The organism is Vibrio sp. JZG120 (assembly GCF_053890955.1).
This window is the reverse complement of record NZ_JBSRRK010000005.1, coordinates 407,153-433,856: the sequence shown is the minus strand read 5'-3', so window position 1 is coordinate 433,856 and position 26,704 is coordinate 407,153. Positions and strand designations below refer to the sequence as shown.

General features: G+C 46.3%; 24 protein-coding genes and 1 other RNA gene. 7 read left to right on the top strand and 18 right to left on the bottom strand.

Going from position 1 to position 26,704, the window contains the following annotated elements; translation table 11 throughout:
- Window positions 1–2: 2 nt before the first annotated feature.
- From mraY to rsmI, 8 genes are all read right to left on the bottom strand, one after another.
- Window positions 3–1,085, bottom strand: coding sequence for a phospho-N-acetylmuramoyl-pentapeptide-transferase (gene mraY, locus ACWPOD_RS13545; protein ID WP_005372931.1), 1,083 nt, complete (start codon window positions 1,083–1,085; stop codon window positions 3–5).
- Entirely contained in the window at window positions 1,085–2,449 is a 1,365-nt protein-coding gene (locus tag ACWPOD_RS13540) for a UDP-N-acetylmuramoyl-tripeptide--D-alanyl-D-alanine ligase (RefSeq protein ID WP_301610486.1), read from the bottom strand. The genes mraY and ACWPOD_RS13540 overlap by 1 nt, the downstream gene beginning before the upstream one ends.
- Window positions 2,446–3,927 carry a UDP-N-acetylmuramoyl-L-alanyl-D-glutamate--2,6-diaminopimelate ligase gene (murE, locus tag ACWPOD_RS13535; RefSeq protein WP_456231947.1) on the bottom strand — a complete coding sequence of 494 codons (1,482 nt, stop codon included), beginning with the start codon at window positions 3,925–3,927 and terminating at the stop codon, window positions 2,446–2,448. The genes ACWPOD_RS13540 and murE overlap by 4 nt, the downstream gene beginning before the upstream one ends.
- 62 nt (window positions 3,928–3,989) lie before the next feature.
- Window positions 3,990–5,783, bottom strand: coding sequence for a penicillin-binding transpeptidase domain-containing protein (locus tag ACWPOD_RS13530; RefSeq protein WP_134647748.1), 1,794 nt, complete (start codon window positions 5,781–5,783; stop codon window positions 3,990–3,992).
- On the bottom strand, window positions 5,780–6,097 hold the full coding sequence (gene ftsL / locus ACWPOD_RS13525; protein WP_124008985.1) for a cell division protein FtsL: 318 nt from the start codon (window positions 6,095–6,097) through the stop codon (window positions 5,780–5,782). The genes ACWPOD_RS13530 and ftsL overlap by 4 nt, the downstream gene beginning before the upstream one ends.
- A gap of 5 nt (window positions 6,098–6,102) precedes the next feature.
- Window positions 6,103–7,053 (bottom strand): 16S rRNA (cytosine(1402)-N(4))-methyltransferase RsmH, encoded by a 951-nt coding sequence (rsmH, locus tag ACWPOD_RS13520; RefSeq protein WP_006743238.1) that lies wholly within the window; start codon window positions 7,051–7,053, stop codon window positions 6,103–6,105.
- 229 nt (window positions 7,054–7,282) lie between these two features.
- An RNA gene (gene rnpB / locus ACWPOD_RS13515) (RNase P RNA component class A) lies at window positions 7,283–7,710 on the bottom strand.
- A gap of 167 nt (window positions 7,711–7,877) precedes the next feature.
- Window positions 7,878–8,741, bottom strand: coding sequence for a 16S rRNA (cytidine(1402)-2'-O)-methyltransferase (rsmI, locus tag ACWPOD_RS13510; RefSeq protein WP_005396454.1), 864 nt, complete (start codon window positions 8,739–8,741; stop codon window positions 7,878–7,880).
- A gap of 68 nt (window positions 8,742–8,809) precedes the next feature.
- Between rsmI and ACWPOD_RS13505 the strand changes: the two genes are divergently transcribed.
- The 4 genes from ACWPOD_RS13505 to ACWPOD_RS13490 are packed head-to-tail and all read left to right on the top strand — an operon-like array spanning window position 8,810 to window position 12,260.
- Window positions 8,810–10,621: a penicillin-binding protein activator gene (locus ACWPOD_RS13505; RefSeq protein ID WP_048626628.1), complete on the top strand. Its 1,812-nt coding sequence runs from the start codon at window positions 8,810–8,812 to the stop codon at window positions 10,619–10,621.
- Complete coding sequence (locus ACWPOD_RS13500) at window positions 10,608–10,976, top strand: YraN family protein (protein WP_012842156.1); 369 nt, start codon at window positions 10,608–10,610, stop codon at window positions 10,974–10,976. Before ACWPOD_RS13505 ends, ACWPOD_RS13500 begins: the two co-directional genes overlap by 14 nt.
- Before the next feature lie 3 nt (window positions 10,977–10,979).
- Complete coding sequence (locus tag ACWPOD_RS13495; RefSeq protein WP_005372901.1) at window positions 10,980–11,570, top strand: phosphoheptose isomerase; 591 nt, start codon at window positions 10,980–10,982, stop codon at window positions 11,568–11,570.
- A 21-nt stretch (window positions 11,571–11,591) separates the two neighbouring features.
- A complete protein-coding gene (locus ACWPOD_RS13490; protein WP_054867253.1) occupies window positions 11,592–12,260 on the top strand; it encodes a BON domain-containing protein in 669 nt (222 codons plus the stop codon).
- Between the two features lie 70 nt (window positions 12,261–12,330).
- On the opposite strand, the gene sspB is transcribed toward ACWPOD_RS13490, so the two are convergent.
- From sspB to zapE, 8 genes are all read right to left on the bottom strand, one after another.
- Window positions 12,331–12,819, bottom strand: coding sequence for a ClpXP protease specificity-enhancing factor (gene sspB, locus ACWPOD_RS13485; protein WP_048626626.1), 489 nt, complete (start codon window positions 12,817–12,819; stop codon window positions 12,331–12,333).
- A 17-nt stretch (window positions 12,820–12,836) separates the two neighbouring features.
- Window positions 12,837–13,472: a stringent starvation protein SspA gene (gene sspA / locus ACWPOD_RS13480; protein ID WP_005372897.1), complete on the bottom strand. Its 636-nt coding sequence runs from the start codon at window positions 13,470–13,472 to the stop codon at window positions 12,837–12,839.
- A gap of 96 nt (window positions 13,473–13,568) precedes the next feature.
- Window positions 13,569–14,306, bottom strand: coding sequence for a cytochrome c1 (locus ACWPOD_RS13475; RefSeq protein ID WP_005372881.1), 738 nt, complete (start codon window positions 14,304–14,306; stop codon window positions 13,569–13,571).
- Window positions 14,303–15,568: a cytochrome b gene (locus tag ACWPOD_RS13470; protein WP_456231946.1), complete on the bottom strand. Its 1,266-nt coding sequence runs from the start codon at window positions 15,566–15,568 to the stop codon at window positions 14,303–14,305. Before ACWPOD_RS13470 ends, ACWPOD_RS13475 begins: the two co-directional genes overlap by 4 nt.
- The gene (gene petA / locus ACWPOD_RS13465) at window positions 15,568–16,158 is read right to left on the bottom strand and encodes a ubiquinol-cytochrome c reductase iron-sulfur subunit (RefSeq protein ID WP_005396462.1); all 591 of its coding nucleotides are present in this window, start codon (window positions 16,156–16,158) and stop codon (window positions 15,568–15,570) included. The genes ACWPOD_RS13470 and petA overlap by 1 nt, the downstream gene beginning before the upstream one ends.
- Window positions 16,159–16,776: 618 nt before the next feature.
- Window positions 16,777–17,169, bottom strand: coding sequence for a 30S ribosomal protein S9 (gene rpsI / locus ACWPOD_RS13460; RefSeq protein WP_005372876.1), 393 nt, complete (start codon window positions 17,167–17,169; stop codon window positions 16,777–16,779).
- A 15-nt stretch (window positions 17,170–17,184) separates the two neighbouring features.
- A complete protein-coding gene (gene rplM / locus ACWPOD_RS13455; RefSeq protein ID WP_012842158.1) occupies window positions 17,185–17,613 on the bottom strand; it encodes a 50S ribosomal protein L13 in 429 nt (142 codons plus the stop codon).
- A gap of 250 nt (window positions 17,614–17,863) precedes the next feature.
- Window positions 17,864–18,967, bottom strand: coding sequence for a cell division protein ZapE (zapE, locus tag ACWPOD_RS13450; protein ID WP_167426902.1), 1,104 nt, complete (start codon window positions 18,965–18,967; stop codon window positions 17,864–17,866).
- 195 nt (window positions 18,968–19,162) lie between these two features.
- Between zapE and zapG the strand changes: the two genes are divergently transcribed.
- From zapG to degS, 3 genes are all read left to right on the top strand, one after another.
- Window positions 19,163–19,606, top strand: a complete 444-nt coding sequence (gene zapG, locus ACWPOD_RS13445; protein WP_005395919.1) for a Z-ring associated protein ZapG — start codon at window positions 19,163–19,165, stop codon at window positions 19,604–19,606.
- A gap of 203 nt (window positions 19,607–19,809) precedes the next feature.
- Window positions 19,810–21,177, top strand: coding sequence for a Do family serine endopeptidase (locus tag ACWPOD_RS13440; RefSeq protein ID WP_005395920.1), 1,368 nt, complete (start codon window positions 19,810–19,812; stop codon window positions 21,175–21,177).
- Window positions 21,178–21,367: 190 nt separating this feature from the next.
- Complete coding sequence (degS, locus tag ACWPOD_RS13435; protein WP_005395921.1) at window positions 21,368–22,432, top strand: outer membrane-stress sensor serine endopeptidase DegS; 1,065 nt, start codon at window positions 21,368–21,370, stop codon at window positions 22,430–22,432.
- 37 nt (window positions 22,433–22,469) lie between these two features.
- Here degS and parC read toward each other — a convergent pair whose 3' ends face one another.
- The gene (gene parC / locus ACWPOD_RS13430; RefSeq protein WP_005395922.1) at window positions 22,470–24,755 is read right to left on the bottom strand and encodes a DNA topoisomerase IV subunit A; all 2,286 of its coding nucleotides are present in this window, start codon (window positions 24,753–24,755) and stop codon (window positions 22,470–22,472) included.
- 3 nt (window positions 24,756–24,758) lie between these two features.
- On the bottom strand, window positions 24,759–26,639 hold the full coding sequence (parE, locus tag ACWPOD_RS13425; protein WP_005395924.1) for a DNA topoisomerase IV subunit B: 1,881 nt from the start codon (window positions 26,637–26,639) through the stop codon (window positions 24,759–24,761).
- Window positions 26,640–26,704: the final 65 nt, after the last annotated feature.

The window sequence follows — 26,704 nt, the reverse complement described above, 5'->3', positions numbered from 1 at the left end:
GATTAACGCACTTTCAATGTCGCAAGACCAATCAGAACAAGAACCATAGAAATAATCCAGAAGCGCACGATTACGCGAGGTTCTGGCCAACCTTTCAATTCGTAGTGGTGGTGAATCGGTGCCATACGGAAGATCCGCTGACCACGCAGTTTGTATGAACCCACCTGTAGAATTACCGACAGCGTTTCCATCACAAACACACCGCCCATGATCACCAACACCAACTCTTGACGAACGAGAACAGCAATAGTGCCTAATGCGCCGCCAAGCGCTAGTGAGCCGACATCACCCATGAACACTTGTGCTGGATACGTGTTAAACCACAAGAAACCAAGGCCCGCACCCACGATTGCTGTACATACGACAACCAACTCAGAAGCATGTGGTAGGTATGGAATATGAAGGTATTCAGAGAAGTTAACGTTACCCGTCGCCCATGCAATAACCGCGAAGCCTGCAGCAACAAGAACCGTTGGCATGATTGCCAAACCGTCTAGACCATCGGTCAGGTTAACCGCGTTACTCGTACCGACAATCACAAAGTAAGTCAGGATAATGTACATCAAACCAAGTTGCGGCATGATGTCTTTAAAGAATGGCACCACGAGCTGAGTGGCTGCAGTGTCTTTACCGTAAGCGTACAATGCAAAAGCCACGACAAACGCGATCAACGATTGCCAGAAGTACTTCCAACGCGCGATCAAACCATCGGTATTTTTGCGCACCACTTTACGATAATCATCAACAAATCCGACTGCACCGTAGCCAAGCAAAACCGTCAAGACCGCCCATACATATGGGTTGGATAAGTCAGTCCAAAGCAAGATTGTGATTGAGATGGCCGCTAAGATCATGATACCGCCCATAGTTGGAGTACCACGCTTACTAAAGTGAGATTCAGGACCTTCGTTACGTACTACCTGACCAATTTGCAGCATTTGCAAACGCTTGATCATGATTGGTCCCATCCATAATGACAGACCCAGAGCGGTTAATACGCTTAGAATTGCTCGAAAAGACAAGTATTCAAACAATCGGAAAAAAGACAGGTATGGCTGTAGCAGCTCGGCAAGCCAAATAATCATTAATAATACTCCTTCAAAGCAGCAGCGACTTCAAACATACGTGCACCGTTCGCTCCTTTCACCAAAATCGTATGGTTTTCAGGAACGGCTTGGTCTAGATGCTGCTTGATGTATTCAATCATCTCTTGGTGCGTCTCAAAATGAATGCCTTGGCAAAGCTCACTGATCACCTTGGCGTCTGCACCATATGTGAGAACATGTTCAAATTTTTGTGGGGCAGCATGTTCCCCGACTTGACGATGAAGTGCAAGACTTTCCTCGCCCAATTCCGCCATATTACCTAAAATCAGCCAACGCTGACCTGGGAAAGCAGCTAATAAGTCAACCGCCGCTTTCATGGCTGGCACGCTTGCGTTGTAGCTGTCATCAATCAATTTGATTTTTTCGCTCAGCGCTTCAACCTCGACGCGACCTTTCACTTTGTTTAAATGTTTAAGGCCAGCGCGAACCTCTTCTAATGTGGCGCCCATTTGTAACGCAATAATAGAAGCTGCGATTGCATTCGCCACGTTGTGTTGACCTATAATACCCAGAGACAGTTCAATTTCTTGTGAGCTTGCTGCGATATGTAGGTTAAAGCTGGCCTCTCCCGCGGCATTCATCACGATATTTGATGCATAGTAATCAGCCGTAGAATTACTTTGTGAGAAGGTGATAACTTCCTTATCCGCCAGCACGCTTTCCCACTTTGTTTCGCCATTGCTGTCTAAATTGACAATCGCAATACTACCTGCAGCAAGACCTTGGTAAATTTCACCTTTGGCTTGTTTCACGCCATCAATAGAACCAAAGCCTTCAAGGTGCGCGGCGGCTACATTATTCACTAACGCGATATCTGGTTTTACTAACTGCGTTGTGTAAGCAATTTCACCGATATGATTAGCACCAAGCTCAATCACGGCATAGTCGTCATCCTGCTGTGAGCGCAATAACGTCAACGGAACACCAATATCATTATTGAAGTTACCTGCAGTAAACAGCACTTTGCCTTTCAATTGCAGAATGCTCGCGACCATTTCTTTGACGGTCGTTTTACCACAACTGCCTGTGATGGCAACGGTAGATGTTTGGCAAGTTTGATGCACCCAAGAGGCTAACTCACCCAGTGCCATTTTGGTGTCCGACACCACGACTTGTGGCACATTCACATCTAGACGTTTTTGTACGAGTAAAGCACCTGCGCCTGCATCCACCGCTTGTTGGCAAAAGTTGTGCGCATCAAAGCGCTCACCCACCAGCGCAACAAATAAAGCACCGTTGTCAATCGCTCGTGTATCAGTAGAAACCGCGTCGATAAGTAGATCATCGCCGAATAGCTCACCGCGAGTGATGTTGGCAATTTGAGATAACGTTACTTTGATCATAAGGACAATCCTAAAAGCTGCACAGCAGACTCACGGTCGGAGTAATGAATCGTTTCGCCATTCCGAATTTGATAATCTTCGTGGCCCTTACCCGCTAACAAGATGATGTCTTTTGGCGAAGCATTCTCAATGGCATAAGACAGTGCTTTGAAGCGGTCATGCTGCACAATCGCTTCGGCAGGTTTTGACAGCCCGGATAGCATGTCTTTTACAATCTGAACCGGATCTTCACTGCGTGGGTTATCGTCAGTCAACACCACTCTGTCGCCTAGACGCTCTGCAATTTCCGCCATCATTGGGCGCTTACCTGCATCGCGATCGCCTCCGCAACCAAAAATAGCCCACAGGTGCCCCTCACAGTGAACTCGTAAAGCTTGCAGTGCTTTTTCTAGTGCATCAGGAGTATGGGCATAATCGACCACGACTTTGGCACGATCCTCTGTTTGGAATAACTCCATTCGGCCGAGTACAGGTTGCAACTGACCTGCAGTTTCGAGTAACGCTTGTTTATCCTTACCTAAGCTTAATAAAGTCGCAAAAGCGAGCATTAAGTTGGTTGCGTTAAACTCACCAATCAGTGGCGCATGCAATTGACCTGAACCAAATTGACCATCGAATTGGATAGTAATCCCCGACTCCGCGTAACGGACATCTCTCGCCCAAATTGCGCTTTCAAACTCAGTGTTCGGTTTAAGTGACACCGCAATCGCATTGCTTAACTGCGTCGCCCATGTATGACCGACCTCATCATCGACATTGATAATGGCACGTTCACATTGATGTTGTGTAAACAACCCCAGCTTTGCATTGGCGTACTCTTCCATCGTGCCATGGTAATCTAGGTGATCACGACTTAGATTAGTAAACACACCCGCCGCAAACGACAACGCCTTGACACGGCCTTGCGTTAAGCCATGAGAAGAGACTTCTAGCGCGGTGTATGTGGCTTGTTGATTTGCGAGAGAGGAGAGCGTTTTCTGAATTTCTACAGCATTCCCTGTTGTATTCGCGGCTTGCTGTAAATTATCGAGAAAACCATTTCCTGTCGTGCCCATCACTGCCGCTTTGTGGCCAAGTAGCTCTAGCCATTGTGCAATTAGTTGGGTTATGGTGGTTTTGCCGTTGGTGCCGGTGACACCAATCAAATCCATATCTGGGTAAGCATAGAGCTTTCCAGCGATTGCAGATAAACGTTGATCCAACGCATCGAGGTAAATAACGGGAACATCATCGATGATTTCCATCGTGCTGTGTGCTTTTACATCACAGGCTTGCGCTAGAACCGCATTGGCGCCTTGCTCAATGGCAGAAGCAATGAAGTTACGCCCATCCACAACATGGCCAATCACCGCAACAAACGTGGTTCCAGGCTGAACTCTTCGGCTGTCGAGCTCCAATTCAGAAACAAGAACGGACGATAAGCTGGGGCAATCCACCCAAGGGGAAAGTAGCACGTCCATACTGATGGCTTTAGTCATATTTGTTCTCCGAGCTTTGGCTCAGGTTTTCTTAATTTTGTTTGCTCAGTAAGCCACTCGGCTTACTGCTGGAATTTGTTTTCGTCTGGTGCAACATTGAGTATTTGTAGCGCGCCTTTCATGATTTCAGAGAAGACAGGAGACGCTACCGAACCACCATAGTAATCATCACCTTGAGGCTCGTTTACGATCACAACCAATGCAATTCGCGGATCGCTAACCGGAGCAAGCCCTGCCGTATAAGTAATGTACTCATCGCTGTATCCACCTGCAGACGCTTTACGTGAGGTACCTGTTTTGGCTCCCACTCGATAACCAGGAACTGCCGCTCGACGAGCCGAGCCTCCTTTTTGGGTTACGGTTTCCAGCATGTCCAAGACCTGGCGTGCGTACTTTGCACTCACTACTTGGCGCGACATGTCATGATCATTGCTTTCGATAATATGGATTGGCTCGTATTTGCCGAGATTTCCAAGCGTCGCATAGGCATGCGCTAACTGGATTGGCGTTATCGATAGACCATAACCAAACGCAATCGTGGCACGTTCAATAGGAGACCATCGTGTTCGTGTCGGGAAGATACCAGTCACTTCCCCAACGAGGTTCAGACCAGAAAGCTCACCAAAGCCCACAGAGCTGTACAGACCGAGCAACGCCTCTACTGGCATTTGCATTGCCAGCTTCGTCACACCAATGTTACTCGATTTTTTGAGGATCGTGGTCAAGCTCGCTTTACCCACGCGGGATACATCTCTTACTCGGCTACCACCTAAACGAAGTACACCATTACCGGTATCTACGATGGTATCTTTATCGGCTACCCCATTTTCTAAGGCGGCTAAAATAACGAAAGGCTTAATGGTGGAGCCTGGCTCCATCGAGTCCGTGATCACTCGGTTACGCATTTTATAGCTTTGCCAGTCGCTACGATTGTTAGGGTTGTAGGAAGGCGCATTCACCATGGCCAATACGGCGCCGGTTTTCACGTCCAACATAACAACGGAGCCTGATGTGGCGCGATGGTCCGCAACGGCTTGTTTAATCGCACGATAAGCAATCGCCTGTAGGCGCTGGTCGATTGTCAACTGGAGTGACTTACCTTCTTGCTTGTCTTGCCACGCAATGTTTTCTACGACGCGACCATAACGGTCTTTACGAATAGTTTTCTTACCTGCGGCGCCAGTAAGCCACTCATCGTAGCTACGCTCAACACCCTCTAGACCATGTCCATCAATCCCCGTCACCCCAACTAAGTGAGCACTAACCTCACCGGCAGGATAGTAACGACGAGATTCTGACTTAAGACCCACACCAGGCAGCTTTAGCTCACGAATATAGTTCGCCATGGCTGGACTCACTTGGCGCTGCAAGTAAATAAAGCGGCGCTTTTCATTGTGCTTGATCTTGTCTATCAACCCTTGTCGGTCAACACCAAGAACATCCGCTAATGCATACCAACTCTTGGTCTGGCTTAAGGCATTTTCTTTAAATATCGTCGCGGGATCCGCCCAAACGGCCTCAACAGGCACACTGACAGCGAGCGGCTCACCATTTCGGTCCGAAATAATACCGCGTGCAGAAGGAATGGATTTCACACGAACCGAGCGTAGGTCACCTTGTTTAATCAGGTTATCCGGTTCAATGATTTGAATATAGGCTACGCGCGCCACCAAAAGTGCAAATGCACAAAAGACAAAAAACAGTAATAGATGGAAGCGCCAACGAATCAGAAAGGATTCTTCAACCTCCACTTTTACTGCTTTTTTCTCGGTTTTCGTATCCCCCGAAGCGTTTTTTTCTTTCGCGACAGGTTTACGCTTGTTGCTTGGTTTCGTGTTGGTTTTCTTTCTAATCATTTGAGCGTGACAACCACTTCTTTATCGCCATCAGGTCGTTTCATTTCAAGTTCTTTTTTGGCAAGGTCTTGAACACGACTGTGTTCCGCGAGGGCCGTTTCTTCCAACATCAGGTTGCGCCATTCGCTATCTAAACGCTCTCGTTCAACCAAAGTGTGATCTTTTTCGGTGATCGCTTGACGCGCATGGTGGGTAGCAAATACCACTCCCATTGCCGATGCCACGATCAATAGCAACAACAGTAAAGGCCAGCGACCAACGCTGATAAGATCCGTTGCAATCAACTTAGCAAGGTTAGGAGTGGGTTTCGTCATAATAATTAAAGCTTTTCTGCAATTCTTAGCACAGAGCTGCGCGAACGAGGGTTCATTTCAATTTCTTGTTTGCTTGGCTTAATCGCTTTGCTCACCGCTTTCATATTCGCACTACCAAGAGCACGAATTTGCTCTTCAGTCATTGGAATGCCGTGTGGCACTTCAGGTCCTTTGCTCTCTTTACGGATAAAACGTTTGACCATACGGTCTTCCAGAGAGTGGAAACTGATGACAGATAAACGACCTTCAGGAGCCAGAATACTTGCCGCGCCTTTTAATGCCGTATCAATTTCTTCTAACTCACTGTTGATGTAAATACGAAATGCCTGGAACGCACGAGTCGCAGGGTGTTTTTTCTCTTTAAAGCTTTTGGGTGCAGCATCTGAGATCAGCTTCGCGAGCTGGCCAGTACGTACCAGTGGTTCATTTTCTTCGTCTTCACGGTAGGCAACAATCGCTTTGGCAATGCGGCGCGCGTGTTTATCTTCACCAAACTCACGAATCACCCAGGTAATATCATCTAAGTCAGCTTCCATTAGCCATTGAGATACGGGAATACCTGATGTTGGGTCCATACGCATATCTAGCGGGCCGTCTTTCATAAAGCTAAAGCCACGCTCTGCGTCGTCTAACTGCGGAGAAGAAACACCTAAATCCAGTAGAACGCCATCAACTTTGCCAACCAAGTCATACTCTTCAGCATACTCAGCAATACCAGAAAATGGACCATGAATGATGGTGAAGCGAGGATCATTGATTTTGCCTGCTTCAGCTATCGCTTGAGGGTCACGATCGATACTGTACAGTCGGCCGTTTTCTCCGAGTTTAGATAGAATAGTCCGGCTGTGACCGCCACGGCCAAATGTTCCATCGATATAGATACCGTCTGGTTTGATAGCTAGGCCATCAATGGATTCATTTAATAACACGGAAATATGTTGGAAGGTTTCGGTCATAGCTTTCTCGTTGAATGATCTTGAAGCGATTTTAAGATATGTTGCTCTCTCATGCTGAATATTTATAGCAAAAGATCAACCTACCATAGTGTACTGATTTCCCACATCATCGCCACCTCAAGTCTAAAGTCAGACGTGATTTAACGCCAAGTTTATTGGTAATGACAGGGTTTGCGTCAATAAAATGCAAAAAACCCATCACTACAAAAAGTAGTGATGGGTCTCGAATAGTTGGAGTCGACACATAAGCCGGGTTCTGTTCCGCTTGCGCGGCGGTAGCCATTCGTCTAGGCCAGCAATCGCTCACTGGCTCAAGCAACCTACCCGCCTCCTTACGCGAGCAACGCAATGTGGAGGCCTATTTGGTCTTGCTCCGGGTGGAGTTTACCCTGCAACGAACTATTGCTAGTCGTCCGGTGCGCTCTTACCGCACCCTTTCACCCTTACCTGTGCCCTAGGGCCATCGGCGGTCTTCTCTCTGCTGCACTTGTCGTAGGCTTGCGCCTCCCAGGCGTTACCTGGCACCCTGCTCTATGGAGCCCGGACTTTCCTCCCCTTTACCAGTCTCCCGAAGGACGTCAACGTCAGTCTCCCAAAGGACTTCAACGTCAGTCTCCCGAAGGACATCAGTAAAGCAGCGACTACCCAGTCAACTCCGAGGGCGGATTGTATAGAGTTATCTACTCAGAGTCTAGTGAGATCACAGATATGATGAAATGAATGCATTGAGTGGTGTTTTTTTAACCTAACCATCAAACATTGAGCCTAAAAAAGGCCGATATTTTCACATCGACCCGCTTTACCATGTGTCTCGTTAGCAGTGCTTAGTCTAAGTTTTCTAAGCCCCACTTATACAACGCATTCTTCTTCAAGTTATGAATTTCTGCCACCAAAGCCGCTGCTTTTTTCAAAGGCAGCTCTTTGGTTAAAATCCCTAATGTACGCAAGGCATCATCTGGCAATGAATCGTCCGCGGTTTCGCGGTGACCATGTACCAATAATACCATTTCGCCACGCTGTTGGTTATCGTCACTTTTCACCCACTCAATTAACTCACCTAATGGCATACCTTGAATGGTTTCAAAGGTTTTCGTTAGTTCTCTCGCCAACACGACTTCTCTATCTGGGCCAAGAACGTCTAACATGTCTTGTAGAGAGTCCAAAATACGGTGCGGTGACTCGTAAAAAATACACGTACGCTCTACCGAAGCAATCTCTAGGAATTTATCCTTACGGCCTTTGCTTTTCGGTGGTAAAAAGCCTTCGAAGCTAAAGCGATCGGATGGCAAGCCTGATGCACTTAACGCCGTAATGACCGCGCAAGCACCAGGAAGCGGCACAACTCTAACGCCCGCTTGACGACATTTTGTCACCAAATGGTATCCTGGGTCGCTGATAAGTGGCGTACCAGCGTCAGAAACTAACGCGATAGACTGACCGGAAAGCAGCTTTTCTACCAAAACCTGTGCTTTTTGCTGTTCATTGTGATCATGCAGAGCAAAAGTTTTGGTTTGAATATTGAAGTGAGACAGTAATTTACCCGTATGTCGAGTATCCTCAGCAGCAATGATGTCCACCGTCGACAGAATTTCGATAGCACGTTGGGTGATATCCGCTAAATTTCCGATTGGAGTCGGTACGATATAGAGAGTTGGCCCCTCATTCGGCAACTTATTTTTATCTGTCATTTGTTTACCATCACTTCAACGATTAATATAGAGACAATTTTGTACAAAATTATAGAGAACTCACGGCAATGATTAACCATAAGAGACTCAGTGTACCACGCATACTTACTCCTGTTGCACTAGCAATTACGCTCGCCGCCTGTTCTTCAGGCCCGAGACAGCCTGATGGCGTTGATGTAACACTTGAGCCTACTCAGTCTGTTCAGAACTATATGATCCAAGCTGATAGCACGGAAGGCAGTTTACAAAATGACTGGTTGATCATGGCAACCAAAGCCGCTATTCAAGCGAACCAGTTTGATCAAGCAGAACTGTTGATCAAACGTCTGGCTCGACAACAGTTGACCGAAGTTCAGCAAGCGGAGTGGCAACTGGCGCGTGCGACCATACAGCAAAAGCAAGGTAATTACTCGCAGTTGCTGCAATTGTTAAACTTTAAACCTTGGTGGAAATTGCCAAACGAGCAATGGAAAGACTATTACTTGATGCGTGCCGACGCTTATCAAGGCCTTAACCAAGCGTTTGAAGCAAACCGCCAGCTGGTTGCATTTGGTCAATACGCCTCGTCAGCAGAGCAGAGGGAAATCTCTAGCCGTATTTGGATGAACTTTGGCAGCTACTCAGAATATGAACTCACCTCATTAGAAACAGAGCCGAATGAGGATGTTCTAGACGGCTGGCTTCAGCTGGCTGTTTATGCAAAAACGCTATCGGGCAACCTGTCCCAACTTAAAAATACGCTAGAGCGCTGGTTAAGCGAAAATCCTTCGCACCCTGCTGCTATCTATACACCAGAAGAGATTCAAAACATTCTCTCTCTTGATATCGTGAAGCCAAACAATACTGCTTTATTGCTGCCGCTGACGGGTAAGTTCTCGCCACAAGCGCAATTAATTCGTGATGGTTTTGTGTTTGCGATGATGAATGATCGTAATCGAGATCCTAGTGCAACACTTACGGTGATTGACACCAATGCGTATAACGCTGACCAAATTAAACAACGCTTGATCAATGAAAACATCGATTTTGTTGTTGGCCCTCTAGAAAAAGAGAACGTGGAGTTGTTGCACACAACCATGGATGGCTCAGCAAATGGCCCTACCATTCCAGCCCTTGCGCTAAATATCCCCGAGGATGTGCAACCAGATAGCAATATTTGCTACTTGGCATTATCACCGGAACAAGAAGCTGCACAAGCTGCAAAACACTTGTTCAGCGAAGGCTACAACTTCCCTCTTATTCTTGCACCAAAAGGCAGCTTTGGAGAGCGTGTAACTGAGGCTTTCAACAAAGAATGGCGAAAGTACAGCTCTAACAAAGTCGCAGCAAGTTACTTTGGTGACAAGCGCCAACTTCAAAAAGACATCAATGAAGTATTTGGCCTGCAAGAGAGCAAGCAGCGTATCGCCCAAATGCAATCATTAATGCGAATTAAGCTTGAAACACAGCCACGTAGCCGTCGTGATGTTGATGCGGTTTATATCGTAGCTAGAAGCACTGAGCTGACTTTGATCAAGCCGTTTATCGAAGTAGCGATTAACCCTGATGCGAAAGCACCACAAATCTTCTCTAGTTCGCGTAGCAACAGTGGCGGCGCGACATACGAAGATCTAACAGGCATCATCTACAGCGACATTCCATTGCTGATTGACCCAGATCCTAGCGTGACCGCTGAAATGAACGAGCTTTGGTCAGAGCAATCTAACATGGAAAAACGTTTGAAAGCTCTCGGTATGGATGCATATAAATTGATCGGTGAACTTCCACAAATGAAGGTCGTTCCTGGTTACTCAGTCGGTGGCCAAACCGGTATTTTAAGTATCGACAACAACTGTGTTGTACAGCGTGAATTGAGCTGGGCTGAGCGTGGGGCTCTTTAGTAAGCGCCAAATCGGAAATCAATATGAAGCTCTGGCGAAGCACTATTTGCAACGCCAGGGCTTGCGCTTTATTGAACAAAATTTCCTGACCAAGGTCGGTGAGATTGATTTAATCTTCCAACAAGGTGAAACTATCGTGTTTGTTGAAGTCAAATACCGTAAGAACGATCACTTTGGCTCAGCAGCAGAAATGGTAACGCACGCAAAAATGCGCAAGCTAATCAAAACTGCACAAGTTTGGCTTAGCCAACAAAAGCGCTTAAAACACAATATCGATTATCGGTTTGATGTCATCGCTATTCATGACAATGGGCGAGATATCAACTGGATAGAAAACGCAATCTCTGAAGGATAAGCGATGCTAGACAGCATTAAAGACAGCTTTACAGAAAGTATTCAAATTCAAATCGCAGCAGCAGAGGCGCTGCCCGATGCCATTACTCACGCGGCCCAAGCGATGGTCTCAAGCTTGCTCAATGGCAACAAAATTTTATGTTGTGGTAATGGCGGCAGTGCTTCAAACGCTCAACAATTTGTTTCTTGTCTTTTAAACCGTTTTGAAACTGAGCGCCCTAGCCTGCCAGCAATGGCCTTAACAGCCGATAATACAACCCTGACCGCTGTTGCAAACGACTACCACTACCAGGAAATTTTCTCAAAACAGGTACGAGCGTTTGGCCAGCCAGGCGACATTCTGCTTGCCATGTCGACTAGCGGTAACAGCAAAAATATTATCAAAGCGATGGAAGCGGCCGTAACTCGAGACATGACGATTATCGCGCTAACAGGAAAAGATGGCGGTGAGATGGCAGGCCTGCTTGGTGAGAACGACGTCGAAATTCGCATTCCATCACACCGCACTGCACGTATTCACGAAGTACATATGGTGACACTCCATTGTCTTTGTGATCTTATTGACCAGGTGCTTTTCCCTGCTCATGAAGAGTAACCAAGACTGAGGGTCAGAATTATGATACGTAGCCTCGTTATCTTATTAACAGCATTGAGTTTAAGTGGTTGCGCTGGCTTGTTTATCGCTGGCGCTGCAACCACAGCAAATATTGTCACGGACACACGCAGTACAAAACAAATTTGGCAGGACAACAACATCGAATTCGAAGTTGCGGCGATCGGGAATAAGGCGCCGTTTAAAGGTGAGGTTCGTGTGGTTGCCAGCTCCTATAACGGTACGGTTGTTCTTATGGGTCAGGCTCCAACGCAAGACCTTATCCATGCTTTAGAGCGAAGAGCTCGAGAAGTTAGTGGTGTGAAAGTCATACACAATCAAATCAAACAAAAAGAGCCACTCACTGTCACTCAAATTAGCAACGACAGTTGGATCACAACCAAAGTAAAATCAGCCTTGCTGACCGACTCTGAACTCAATGGCGTTAAGGTTAAAGTGATCACCGAAGACGGCGACGTTTTTCTGTTTGGTTATGTCACACCAGAGCAAGGCGAGCGAGCGACAGAAATCGCGCGTAATATCTCTGGCGTAAAACAAGTCATTAAAGGGTTCCAATATGGCGAAATGGAACCTGTTGAAGTGGACTTACCGAGTGACGGTGTACAAACAATAGAAAGTGAGACAAACGCGGAAAATGAAGCCAACGTCGAAGCATTTACGATCAGTGAGTAATTGCGAAACATCACTTGAAAACACGTCAAGACACTAAAAAGAAAAAAAGCAGCGTTACGCTGCTTTTTTATTATTTAATCACTCTTAAGCTTGGTTTGCCTTTTGGTCGAGGAGCATCGTCCTCTTCGGCATCCGAATCAGAGGCAAACTCAGAAGGCTCATCGCTAACCGTTGTAAACGATGGGGATGATTCTTCCTCGGTCATCGCTTCTTCTTCTTCGATGTGAGTGTACGCTTCTTCTGGTTCAAACATAGTACCAGCACCATTCTCACGCGCATAAATAGCTTGGACAGCATACACCGGCACAATTACTGAGTGCGGACGACCGCTAAAGCGAGCATGGAAGGTAATCGCATCATTACCTAACTCAAGATTACCCACCGCACGTGGTGCAATATTCAAAATAATTTGACCATCTTGAATAAACTCAACCGGTACACGTACGCCCGGCATCGTTGCATCCACCACTAAGTGAGGAGTCAAGTCATTGTCTACTAGCCAATCGTAAAATGCGCGAAGCATATACGGGCGGCGAGCAGTCATTTTTGCAATATCCATAACGTGTTTAAAATCGCTTAGCGAACTAGGCGCATTTCACGTTCAGCTTCAGTTAAAGAAGCAAGGAACGAATCACGTTCAAATACGCGGTTCATGTACACCTTGATTTCTTTTGAACCAGGGCCAACCAGATCGATACCAAGTTGAGGCAGACGCCACAATAATGGAGCTAGGTAACAGTCGATCAAGCTGAATTCTTCGCTCATGAAGTACTCATATTCAGCAAAAATTGGCGCTAATGTCAGAAGATCATTACGCAGCTTTGTGCGTGCTTTTTCTGATTCTTCCGCATTACCTTTCATCACTTTTTCAGCGAGTGAATACCAGTTGCGTTCGATACGGTACATCATCAAGCGGCTGTTGCCACGAGCAACAGGGTAAACCGGCATTAGAGGTGGATGAGGGAAACGCTCGTCCAAGTACTCCATGATGATTTTTGAATCGTAAAGAGCTAGCTCACGGTCAACAAGAGTTGGCACTGATTTATATGGGTTTAGCTCAACAAGCTCAGCAGGAAGGTTTGCTTCGTCAACAAGCTCAACTTCAACACTTACGCCTTTTTCAGCTAGTACAATGCGAACCTGATGGCTATACAAATCTGATGCACTTGAGAAAAGAGTCATCACAGAACGTTTATTGGCAGCTACAGCCATGGAGCCCTCCAGTACACTTACAAATAAAAACAATGGAGGCTAAGCCTCCATTGTACATCAATTAAAATTGGGAATTAGCACGGTATTTTAGCACAATTAATGCACATCGCGCCAATACTCTTTCTTGAGCATCACGACAACGATGGTTAGAAGCACTAAGAAGCCCATTACCCACCAACCTAAAGCATGACGCTCAAGCTGCACTGGGTCACCTGAATAAACCAAGAAGTTCACTAGGTCGCCAACCGCTTTGTCGTATTCGCCTTCGCTCAGCTCACCCGTACCATCTGTTTCAGTACCAACAACAACTTGTACTTCTTCGCCATCTACGATTTTCGTATCGTAAATCGGCGTCGGGATACCCTGTAGCTCTTCAAGCACATGTGGCATACCAACACTCGGGAAGACAATGTTGTTCACGCCGAATGGACGAGATGGATCAACATAGAAAGAGCGTAAGTAAGTGTATAACCAATCAGCACCACGAACTCGTGCAACCAACGTAAGATCTGGTGGTGGAGCACCAAACCAGTTTGCCGCTTGCTTCGGTGGCATTGCATTGACCATTAGATCACCGATTTTCGCTTCAGGATTGAAAATCAGGTTTTCTTTCATTAAGTCTGTTGGAATTTCCAAGTCTGTTGCTACACGCTCATAACGCTGATACTGCGTTGAGTGACAAGCAAAACAGTAGTTCATGAACAACTTCGCACCGTTTTGTAGCGAAGCTTTATCCGTTAGGTCAACATTCGCTTTATCAAGCGGAACGTTAGCCCCCGCTGCCATCGCTAGTGATGGCAACATAGCAAATAGAATTACAATCCACTTCTTCATTTGAATGTCACCCTCTCTGGTAATGGTTTGGTTGCTTCATTTTTGCTGTAGAAGAACAGCAACACAAAGAACATGAAGTAACACAAGCTAAAGATCTGAGATAGTAGTGTGTACGTTGGTGTTGCAGGTAACGCACCTAAAATACCCAGAGCGATAAAGGCGATAGTGAACTGTACAATATTCAACAGATGAAGTTTGCTACGGTAACGGTATGAACGAACTTTACAACGATCCAACCAAGGTAGAACAAACAGCACTGCAATTGACGCACCCATTAGGATAACACCTAATAGTTTGTCTGGAACCGCACGTAAAATTGCGTAAAACGGCGTGAAGTACCATACAGGAGCAATGTGCTCTGGTGTCTTCAGTGGGTTGGCCGCTTCAAAGTTAGGCGGTTCAAGGAAGTATCCTCCCATTTCTGGGTTAAAGAACAGCACGTAACAGAAGAAGAACAAGAAACCAGCCACACCAACTAAGTCCTTAACCGTACCGTATGGGTGGAAAGGAATAGAGTCGATAATGTCGTATTTCTTCGTGTAGTAATCGTGGAACTTGAACTGTGTCTTGTAATCATCGCCCATTGAACCTTTTGGTAGCTTAGTTTCGATACCATCAGGGTTGTTTGAGCCGACTTCGTGCAGCGCCAATACGTGCAGAACCACAAGAAGAAGTAGAACGATAGGCAGTGCAATAACGTGTAGTGCGAAGAAACGGTTTAACGTTGCACCAGAGATGATGTAGTCACCACGGATCCAAAGCGTTAGGTCATCACCGATAACAGGAATCGCACCAAACAAAGAAATGATTACCTGCGCACCCCAGTATGACATCTGACCCCATGGCAGTAGGTAACCCATGAATGCTTCAGCCATTAGAACGAGGAAGATCAACATACCGAAGATCCACAGTAGTTCACGAGGTTTTTGGTATGAGCCGTAGATCAGGCCACGGAACATGTGCAAGTACACAACAACGAAAAACGCAGATGCGCCAGTTGAGTGCATGTAACGTAGAAGCCAACCGTACTCTACATCACGCATGATGTACTCGATAGAAGCAAACGCACCGTCACCAGAAGGAACGTAGTTCATCGTTAGCCAGATACCCGTTAGGATTTGGTTAACCAGAACCAGCATCGCCAGAGAACCGAAAAGGTACCAAAAGTTGAAGTTCTTAGGCATTGGGTATTCAGACAAATGCTTTTTATAAGCATTCATTGCAGGAATACGCTTTTCAACCCAGTCTAACATTACTTGCATTATGCATCCCCCTCATCAACACCCACAATGAGCTTGGTGTCGCTCAAATACATGTGCTTAGGAACGACAAGGTTCAATGGAGCAGGTACCCCTTGGAACACTCGACCAGCCATATCGAACTTAGAACCATGACAAGGACAGAAGAAGCCAGATCTTACGCCCTGGACCTGCTCTGAGAAAGAGTCTGGTAGATAGGTTGGTGAACAACCTAGGTGAGTACAGAAACCAACAGCGACAAAAAACTCTTCCTTAATCGAACGAAACTCATTCTGAGCGTACTCAGGCTGCTGTTCCATTTCAGATTGCGGATCACGAAGCTTATCGCCGATCGTTTTTAAGTTATCTAGAACGCTTTGAGTGCGGCGAACAATCCATACAGGTTTCCCCTGCCACTCGACACGAACCAGCTGACCTGGTTCAATTTTACTTATATCCACTTCCACCGGTGCACCTGCCGCTTTGGCTTTAGCACTCGGATTCCATGATTTGATAAAAGGCACGGCGACGGCGACTGCCCCTAACCCACCAACAACTGCCGTTGTAGCGGTTAGAAAACGCCTGCGACCGTTATTTAAAGGCGCGTTGCTCATCCAAACATTCTCCCATTTGCTCCCTTTGGATCGTTATTATTCCGCTTATAAGAGCATGGCTAACAAATAATGAATTTAGTTCTATTTATTGGAGGGAAATGATAAAGAAAACCCTACTTTTTGACAAGATAAAGCTACCTTTTTGTAACATTTGTGAGGCAAATCGCTCGCGTCGTCACAAAAGCGGCAGAATTATAAAAAATTGATGTGATTTGTAACAAGAAAGCACAACATGGAAGTTCTGCTGAAAGCTATTCAAACCTTTTATCTTGGTAGTTTTCAGTTAATTACACAGCAAAATATTTCTTAGTGCACATTCAACTTACGTTATTTGTATTTTCACTTTTGTAGCACGCCGCATACGCAAAAAAGACGAGTAGGCATTTTAAAACATGTTGCAGGGATATTAAGACGCAAAGGCACCCACAGCAGATAAATAAGCTTATGACGTATGGTAAGGAAGAAGCCTTACTCTGAGCCTAGTTATAAGTGAATACAAATGGATATTGATAGGCAGGTATTATTTCTTTAAAAACAAAAAAGCCCGGCATAGAGCCGAGCTTTTGGTACACAGTTTCCAGAATAACTCTGAAAAGCAGAATTTCCAATAAGAGGAAATTAACGCTTAGAGAACTGTGGACGACGACGTGCTTTACGTAGACCAACTTTCTTACGTTCAACGCAACGAGCGTCACGAGTAACGTAGCCAGCTGCGCGTAGAGCAGGACGTAGAGACTCATCGTATTCCATAAGCGCGCGAGTGATACCGTGACGGATAGCACCAGCTTGACCAGAAATACCGCCGCCTTTAACTGTTACGTAAAGGTCTAGCTTTTCAGTTAGTTCAACAAGTTCTAGAGGTTGTTGTACAACCATGCGAGCTGTTGGACGACCGAAGTATTCGTCAAGGTTACGCTTGTTTACTACAATGTTGCCGCTGCCTGGTTTAATAAAAACACGTGCAGCTGAGCTTTTGCGACGGCCAGTGCCGTAGTATTGATTCTCTGCCATTTTCGAAATCCCCAATTAGATGTCTAGTACTTGTGGTTGTTGAGCAACATGGTTGTGCTCAGCGCCTGCGTAAACTTTAAGCTTACGGTACATAGCACGGCCTAGAGGACCACGTGGAAGCATGCCTTTAACTGCAAGCTCAAGAACCATCTCAGGTTTACGATCGATCAACTTTTCAAAAGTGATAGATTTTAGACCACCTGGGAACTCAGAGTGACGGTAGTACACTTTGTTCTTAGCTTTGTTACCAGTTACAGCAACTTTCTCAGCGTTGATAACGATGATGTAGTCACCAGCGTCAACGTGAGGAGTGTATTCAGCTTTATGTTTGCCACGTAGGCGAGATGCAATTTCACTTGCTAGACGACCAAGAGTTTTACCTTCAGCGTCTACAACGTACCAGTCGCGTTTTACAGTTTCTGGTTTAGCAACGAAAGTTTTCATGCTAATAATAACCCGTTAATTAAAATTTAAACTTTAAGGAACACCGTTCTGGTGCTCCCACACTGTCTAAGAGCCCAGTCATCACCCCTTCGAGTCGTTGGTACTCTCGACCTTCAATTTCGAAATAACTTCGATAATCCGGTCTGCAGTAACGGTGGGTCGCAGGATTATAGAGAAGAGCGAAGAAAAAATCACCTTTTTTTGCGCCAAATCACTAATTTTTTCTTCACTTTTTAAGAACACACTAGATTTAGGCCAAATGCTCACGCGCGAGGTACTCATGACTTTGCATCTCAGTGAGCCGAGACAAACAGCGCTTAAATTCAAACTCGAGCTGCCCCTCAGTATATAAGTCTTCCATTGGCACTTCAGCAGAAATAATCAACTTCACATTGCGCTCGTAAAACTCATCGACCAGTGCGATAAAACGCCTCGCAGCGTCATCTATTTTTCGGTTCATCTGTTGAACGTCCGCCAATAATACCGTGTGATAAATTCGGGACAGCTCAATGTAGTCATTTTGACTGCGAGCGGTTTGGCATAACTGAGCAAACGACGCATGCAGAACCCCATCACTCGCTTCAATTACCTCAAGCTGACGGTGATTAACTTCGATTTGATGAGCGACGATCTGACGTTCGCCCGTCAGCTGCTGATAATACTTGTTGAGATTAATGTTGGCCTGTTCATCAAGTGGATAATGGTATATTTCGGCCTGTTCAAGCGTTCTTAAGCGATAATCAACGCCACTATCAACATTCAACACGTCACAACGTGCCAAAATCATATCAATTGCAGGCAAAAAGCGCGCTCTTTGTAAGCCATTACGATATAAGTTCTGCGGTTCGATGTTTGAAGTCGCGACTAGGATCATCTGTCGCTTGAACATCTCTTGGAGTAACGTTGCAAGGATCATCGCATCCGTAATGTCAGAGACAAAAAATTCATCAAAGCAAACCACATCCGCTTCTTCTTTGAATTTATCCGCTACTTTTGCTAGCGGATTTTCGACATCACCTAACAGCTTCAACTCATCATGTACTCGATACATGAAGCGGTGAAAGTGTACGCGCATTTTTCTTTGGGTTGGTAAAGCATCAAAAAACGCATCCATGAGGTACGTTTTACCGCGTCCGACTCCTCCCCAAAAGTAAAGACCTTTTGGGGGTTCAGGCATGTCGATTTTTTTCCCCATGAGCTTTTGCCATTTGGAAAGCTGGGACACAGGAGCTGACTGAAATTCAACGATAGCATGGTAAAGCTTATCTAATGCAACGACCGCTTGATACTGAGCTTCATCACGCTGAAACCCGTGTTCTGCTATGTCTTTTTGATATTGTTGTAGTGGTGTCATCGTATTAAGTCGTATAGAGGTACTGGGAAAAGGGTTACCTCGGGGTCAACTTTGAGAATAGAGAGAAGTAGTTATCAGTCCCCGAAGACATACTGCTATTTTTCTTTATCGGCTGTTCAAGCCATAGTAACATGGACTAGCACCGCGTGTAACTAAGTAGTAAAAGACTTGTTAAAACAACTATAAGGAGCAGTTATGCCTTGGATTTATGCCATTGTGGGTTTGCTGGTCGGTACAATCGTAGGCGTAGTCATTAGTAGACTAACCACCCCTGAATACAAGAAACAAAAGTCTGTGCAGAAAGAACTTGAAGCGGCCAAGTTTGAACTAGAGCAACAACGTCAAGAGCTCGTCGATCATTTTGCACAAACCGCAGAAATGTTGGATACACTAGGTAAAGATTACACCAAGCTGTACCAACATATGGCTAAGACCTCTTCTGAGCTTTTGCCAAACTTGCCAGAGCAAGACAACCCGTTTGATAAGAAAACGGCAATGTCTTCTGAAGCTATTGCAGAAGATCAACCAGAGTTTAACGAACAGCCAAAAGACTACGCCAATGGCGCAACGGGTCTTTTAAAGGATCAAGAGAAAGAAATCATTAATGCTCCCGAAGCGGTAACCGCAAAAGCATCATAACCTTCTCTTACCTCTACCTACTAGGGCCGATACATTTGTATCGGCCCTTTTTTGAACTTTTTCTTCTTACCTTTGCTCTAACTTGGATGTGAACTGCCTCCCCCTTTGATTATCCGAACTAGGCCCTATATTAGTTATTAACAAAGTGAACTAACCGTTCGGATATTTCTTTTTGGCAGACATGTTTCAAGAGGAGTTATTGGATGAAAAAACCACTGCTTGCGCTCACCGTTCTATCTCTGAGTTTGGGCTCTATTATTGCGCCAGTTCAAGCCACCGCAGCATTACCTTTAAATGTGGATGGCCAACAGTTACCTAGCTTGGCGCCCATGCTTGAGAAAGTAACCCCTGCTGTTGTGAGTATTGCTGTAGAAGGCAAACAAGTACAAACCAGCCGTATTCCCGAACAATTTCAATTCTTCTTTGGACCGGACTTTCCGATGGAGCAAAGGCGCGAGCGCCCGTTCAGAGGTTTAGGTTCTGGTGTCATTATTGATGCGAAAAAAGGGCATATCGTCACTAACTACCACGTAATCAAGGGCGCGGATGAGATTCGAGTTCGCCTCTATGATGGTCGCGAGTATGACGCTACGCTCGTTGGCGGAGATGAGATGGCCGATGTTGCGTTGCTTAAATTAGAAAAAGCGAAAAACTTAACGCAAATTAAAGTCGCAGATTCCGACAAACTTCGCGTAGGTGACTTTACGGTTGCGATTGGTAACCCATTCGGACTCGGTCAAACCGTGACGTCGGGCATCGTCTCAGCGTTAGGCCGTAGTGGCTTGAACGTTGAAAACTTCGAAAACTTCATCCAAACCGATGCCGCAATTAACAGCGGTAACTCTGGTGGTGCATTGGTCAACCTTAATGGTGAGCTGATCGGTATTAATACTGCGATTTTAGGCCCTAACGGCGGTAACGTGGGGATTGGCTTTGCGATTCCGTCCAACATGATGAAAAACCTCACCGAGCAAATTCTAGAGTTTGGTGAAGTCAAACGCGGCATGTTGGGTGTACAGGGCGGTGAAGTAACCTCTGAGCTGGCTGATGCATTGGGTTACGAGTCAAGTAAAGGGGCCTTTATTGGCCAAGTCGTACCAGACAGCGCAGCCGATAAAGCTGGATTGAAAGCCGGTGATGTAATTGTATCGGTAAACGGTAAAGCGATTAATACTTTCTCAGAGCTCCGCGCAAAAGTGGCAACGCTGGGCGCAGGAAAAGAAATCACGTTAGGTGTAGTTCGAGATGGTAAGAATAAAACCTTTGATGTAACGCTTGGCGAATCTACAAATATGAAAGCCAAAGCCGAAACATTACACGAAGGGCTCAAGGGTGCTGAGTTAAGCAATACGACACCAAGTGATGCAATTCAAGGCGTTAAAGTATCGAGCGTTGCAGATAACTCTCCGGCTGCTCAATATCAATTACAACAAGGGGACATCATTATCGGTGTAAACCGTCAGCGCGTGAAAAACCTTGCTGAGCTTCGTGCAATCGTGGATAAGCACAAAGGCGTATTAGCTCTGAATATTCAGCGTGGCGAACGTACTATTTATCTTGTTATTCGTTAGTCACTTTCAAAGTGATAGGAAATAAGGTTTTCGATGCATAGCATCGAGTAATAAGCCTCGAATACTTTTCCTTATCGCTCAATAGCTAATGAAAAGGGCAGCACGATTCCGTGCTGCCCTTTTGTTATTTTTCAATGTAATGCTATTCTTCATCTTCTATGCCATTTTGGCGCTCATGCATGGAGAGGATATGCTCAGCTTTTTATTACGTTCTGTCTTTTTAGGCTTGGCTACTGCCGCAGTGGTATTACTGGCGGTACCATCTTTGCGCAACAACGTAATTCCTGCCGCGCTAGATCCGCAACCTGTTAATATCGCGTCCGTTGAGTTGACATTTAATCAGGCGGTGCGAAGAGCAGCACCTGCCGTAGTAAACATCTACAGCCGTAAATATGTTGAAAATGATCGCAGTAAACTCTCGACTCAAGGTCTGGGTTCAGGTGTCATTGTCAGTGAGAAAGGCTACATCATTACCAACTACCATGTGGTTGCTCAAGCAGACCAAATTGTTGTCGCATTACAAGACGGTAGAGCCGCGGCAGCTCAGCTAGTTGGCACGGATAAACGCACAGACATTGCCGTACTTCGTGTCGAGGGTTCGAATTTACCTGTTATTCCTCTTAACTCTAATTACAAACCACAAGTTGGTGATGTGGTCCTAGCCATCGGTAACCCATACAACCTTGGGCAAACCACAACGTTCGGCATTATTTCAGCAACAGGACGCTCATCTATTAGCGACGGTCGCCAAGCATTTATTCAAACCGATGCCGCCATCAATGAGGGGAACTCTGGTGGCGCCCTAGTGAACACTCAAGGTGAGCTCGTCGGCATCAATACCGCCTCTTTCCAACAAGCGACTGATTTAGAAACTTACGGTATTTCCTTTGCGATCCCTGCGCCACTAGCCAGCAAGATCATGCAGAAAATCATCGCTGATGGTCGCGTGATTCGTGGCTATATTGGTATCGACGGCCAAGACATTAATGCGGTCACTGCTCGCCTACTTGGAAATGAACACATAGGTGGTATTGTCGTGCTTGGTATTGATCCAAATGGTCCAGCCAATGCAGCAGGCTTCCAAAAGCAGGACATCATTATCAGTATTGATGGCAATAAAGTGCAAGGGCGTCAGAGCGTCATGGATATCGTCACCGATTTACGTCCTGGCACCACCGTGGACGTCGGCATCATTCGCAAAGGAAAAGAGATGAGCTTGAAAGTCACGATTGCTGAAGACAAGCAAGAAGCATAAAAAATCCCAGCCATTGGCTGGGATTTTTATTTGTGCGTTACTCGCTATCGCTCGGTGTTTCCGTCGTATCGGAATCGTCCAGCTCAACCTCAATGCGAGTGACTCGCTGCAAACCTCTTGGTAGTAACCCACCTCGGCGACCACGTTCGCCACGGAAGTTATCAAGGTCAGACGGTTTAAGACCCAATTTTCGCTTACCCGCGTACAGCGTTAACGATGCACCTTTTGGTAAAGACATTAAGTGAGATAGTACTTCTTCTCGCTCTTTTGCTTTAGCAGCAGGAATATTGATGATCTTATTCCCTTTACCTTTCGCCAGTTGTGGCAGGTCTTTGATTGGGAACAGCAGCATGCGACCTTGGTTAGTGATTGCTAAGATTTCATCAGAATCTAAATCTTCAATCGCTTTTGGCGTCATGACCTCAGAGTTAGCCGGCAAAGTGACCAGCGCTTTACCACTGCGGTTTTTAGACAGCAAGTCAGCGCCTTTACATACAAAGCCGTAACCTGCATCAGAGCCCACCAGCCACAGCTGATCTTCTTCACTCATGATCACTTGGCGAATACTGCTACCAGCCGTAATATTCAAACGACCGGTAATCGGCTCACCTTGACTACGAGCAGAAGGCAGCGAGTGTGATTCCAGAGAGTAACTTCGACCGTCACTACCTAGGAATACCGCAGGCTGATTACTCTTACCTCGTGCGTGCGCTAAGTATTTATCACCCGACTTATAGTTCAGGCCTTCTGCATCTACGTCATGGCCTTTCGCGTGACGAATCCAACCTTTTTCAGAAAGCACAACCGTGATTGGTTCACTTGGAACAAGATCACGTTCAGTGAGCGCTTTTGCCTCTGCACGCTCAACCAATGGAGATCGACGGTCATCACCGTATTTCTCTGCGTCTGCTTTAATTTCTTTTTTCAGTAGTGTGTTTAGACGGCGCTCAGAACCGAGTAGCTGTTCTAGCTTCTCGCGCTCTTTCTCTAGCTCGTCTTGCTCACCACGAATCTTCATCTCTTCTAGCTTGGCTAGATGACGAAGTTTGGTATCTAGAATCGCATCCGCTTGGATATCGGTAATACCAAAACGTGCCATCAATACCGCTTTAGGATCATCTTCGGTACGGATGATCTCAATCACTTCATCTAGGTTTAGGTAAGCAACCAACAAACCTTCCAAAATGTGTAAGCGAGCCATGACTTTGTCTAGGCGGTGTTGTAGACGACGACGTACGGTCGTGCGACGGAACTCAATCCACTCTGACAGAATTTGCACCAGACCTTTAACTTGAGGACGATTATCCAAACCAATCATGTTCAAGTTAACGCGGTAGCTGCGCTCAAGATCCGTTGATGCGAACAAGTGGTTCATCAACAAATCACAATCGACGCGGTTTGACTTAGGTACCACAACGATACGCGTTGGGTTCTCGTGATCCGACTCGTCACGAAGATCGTCAACCATTGGTAGCTTCTTCGCACGCATCTGGTTAGCGATTTGCTCAAGCAGTTTTGCACCCGATACTTGGTGTGGCAGAGAGGTGATAACGATATCAGACCCTTCTTTGTGCCATACCGCGCGCATCTTGATGCTGCCGCGACCGTTGCGGTAAATCTTCTCAATATCCGCTTGCGGCGAGATGATTTCTGCTTCTGTTGGGTAATCCGGACCTTTAACATACTGCATCACGTCCGGCAGTTCTGCTTTCGGGTTGTCGATCAAATGAATAGTCGCATCTGCGATTTCACGAACGTTATGCGGTGGGATATCTGTTGCCATACCAACTGCAATACCGGTTACACCGTTAAGCAGGATATGAGGCAGGCGTGCTGGCAACATTTGTGGCTCTTTCATTGTGCCATCAAAGTTAGGTTGCCATTCGACCGTACCCTGACCCAGTTCGCCTAGCAATACTTCAGCAAACTTAGACAGTTTTGCTTCGGTATAACGCATTGCCGCGAATGATTTCGGATCATCTGGCGCACCCCAGTTACCTTGACCATCGACTAATGGATAGCGGTAAGAGAATGGCTGAGCCATCAATACCATCGCTTCGTAACACGCTGAATCACCGTGCGGATGGTATTTACCTAACACGTCACCAACGGTACGTGCAGATTTTTTGTATTTTGCTGATGCAGAGAGACCAAGCTCTGACATCGCATAAATGATGCGTCGTTGAACCGGCTTTAAGCCATCACCAATGTATGGCAAGGCGCGGTCCATGATGACGTACATCGAGTAGTTCAGATAAGCGTCTTCAGTGAACTTGCGCATTGGCAATTGTTCGACGCCATCGTAGGTAATTTCTGTAGACATCCGTTACACCTCTGCCAAGTCGCCGTTGTTTTGTAGCCAAGAACGACGGTCATCTGCACGCTTTTTGCCCAGCAGCATGTCCATCATTTCCATGGTCGCCGTAGAGTCGTCAATGGTTAACTGCACTAAGCGACGCGTGTTCGGATCCATGGTGGTTTCACGCAACTGAAGTGGGTTCATCTCACCCAAACCTTTGAATCGTTGCACGTTGATTTTGGCTTTCTTCTTCGACAAGCGCTCTAAGATGCCATCTTTTTCATCGTCATCGAGGGCGTAGAACACTTCTTTCCCGCAATCGATTCGATACAGAGGCGGCATCGCCACGTAGATATGACCCGCTTCAACCAGTGCACGGAAGTGACGAGTGAACAGTGCACAAAGCAGCGTTGCGATGTGAAGACCATCCGAGTCCGCATCGGCAAGGATACAGATCTTACCGTAACGAAGACCATCAAGGTTATCGCTGTCAGGATCAATCCCCAAAGCCACTGAAATATCGTGTACTTCTTGAGATGCTAATACTTGGTCAGCAGAGACTTCCCACGTGTTCAAGATCTTACCACGCAGTGGCATCACGGCTTGGAACTCACGGTCACGTGCCTGTTTTGCCGAGCCACCCGCAGAGTCACCCTCCACAAAGAAGATTTCAGTGCGACTTAAGTCCTGTGCTGAACAGTCGGTCAACTTACCTGGCAGTGCTGGGCCGGACGCCACTTTCTTACGTACGACTTTTTTCGCTGCACGCATACGACGGTGCGCGTTAGCGATACAGACTTCTGCCAATTGCTCTGCTAGCTGAGGCTTTTCGTTCAACCAAAGACTGAACGCATCTTTTACGACACCTGAGACAAATGCCGCGGTTTGACGAGAAGACAGACGTTCTTTGGTCTGGCCTGCAAATTGCGGATCTTGAATTTTAACCGACAACACGTAAGAACAGCGGTCGAAAACGTCATCACCCGTTAGCTTCACGCCACGAGGTAATAGATTACGGAACTCACAGAACTCGCGCATCGCTTCTAACAAGCCTTGGCGTAAACCATTAACGTGCGTACCACCTTGAGCAGTTGGGATCAGGTTAACGTAGCTTTCGGTGATCATCTCACCACCTTCTGGCTGCCAAATTACCGCCCAGTTTGCCGCTTCGGTATCCGCCAAGAACTCACCAGTAAATGGTTCTTCAGGAATAACTGGGTAGCCTTTTACGCCTTCCGCAAGATAGTCTTTAAGACCGTCTTCGTAGTACCACTTATAGTCTTTACCATTAACTTTGTCGGTTAATGTAATTTCTAGGCCCGGGCACAAAACCGCTTTTGCGCGCAGATTATTGACTAGGCGTGTAACAGAGAAGTTAGCCGAATCGAAGTACTTCGCATCAGGCCAGAAATGCACGCTGGTACCGCGATTGCGACGACCACATGTGCCGGTTACGGTCAGGTCAGAGACTTTATCACCGTGCTCAAATGCAATTTCATACACTTGACCATCACGACGAACGGTTACTTCAACGCGTTTTGACAACGCGTTTACTACCGAAATACCTACCCCGTGCAAACCACCAGAGAATTGGTAGTTTTTGTTAGAGAACTTACCACCTGCGTGCAGCTTGCATAGGATTAACTCTACGCCTGACACTTTCTCTTCTGGGTGGATATCAACAGGCATGCCTCGACCATCATCGATCACTTCTAGTGATTGGTCGGCATGTAGGATGACTTGTACTTTTGAGGCATGTCCGGCTAGCGCTTCATCGACACTGTTGTCGATAACTTCTTGGCCCAAATGGTTTGGGCGCGCTGTATCCGTATACATCCCTGGTCGGCGACGTACTGGCTCTAAGCCATTCAGTACTTCAATGGCACCAGCATTATATTGTTCAGTCATAATACGGAATTATTCTCAAAGTTTACTTGTTGCCTGAATATCACCAATGGGTGAACCCATACTCA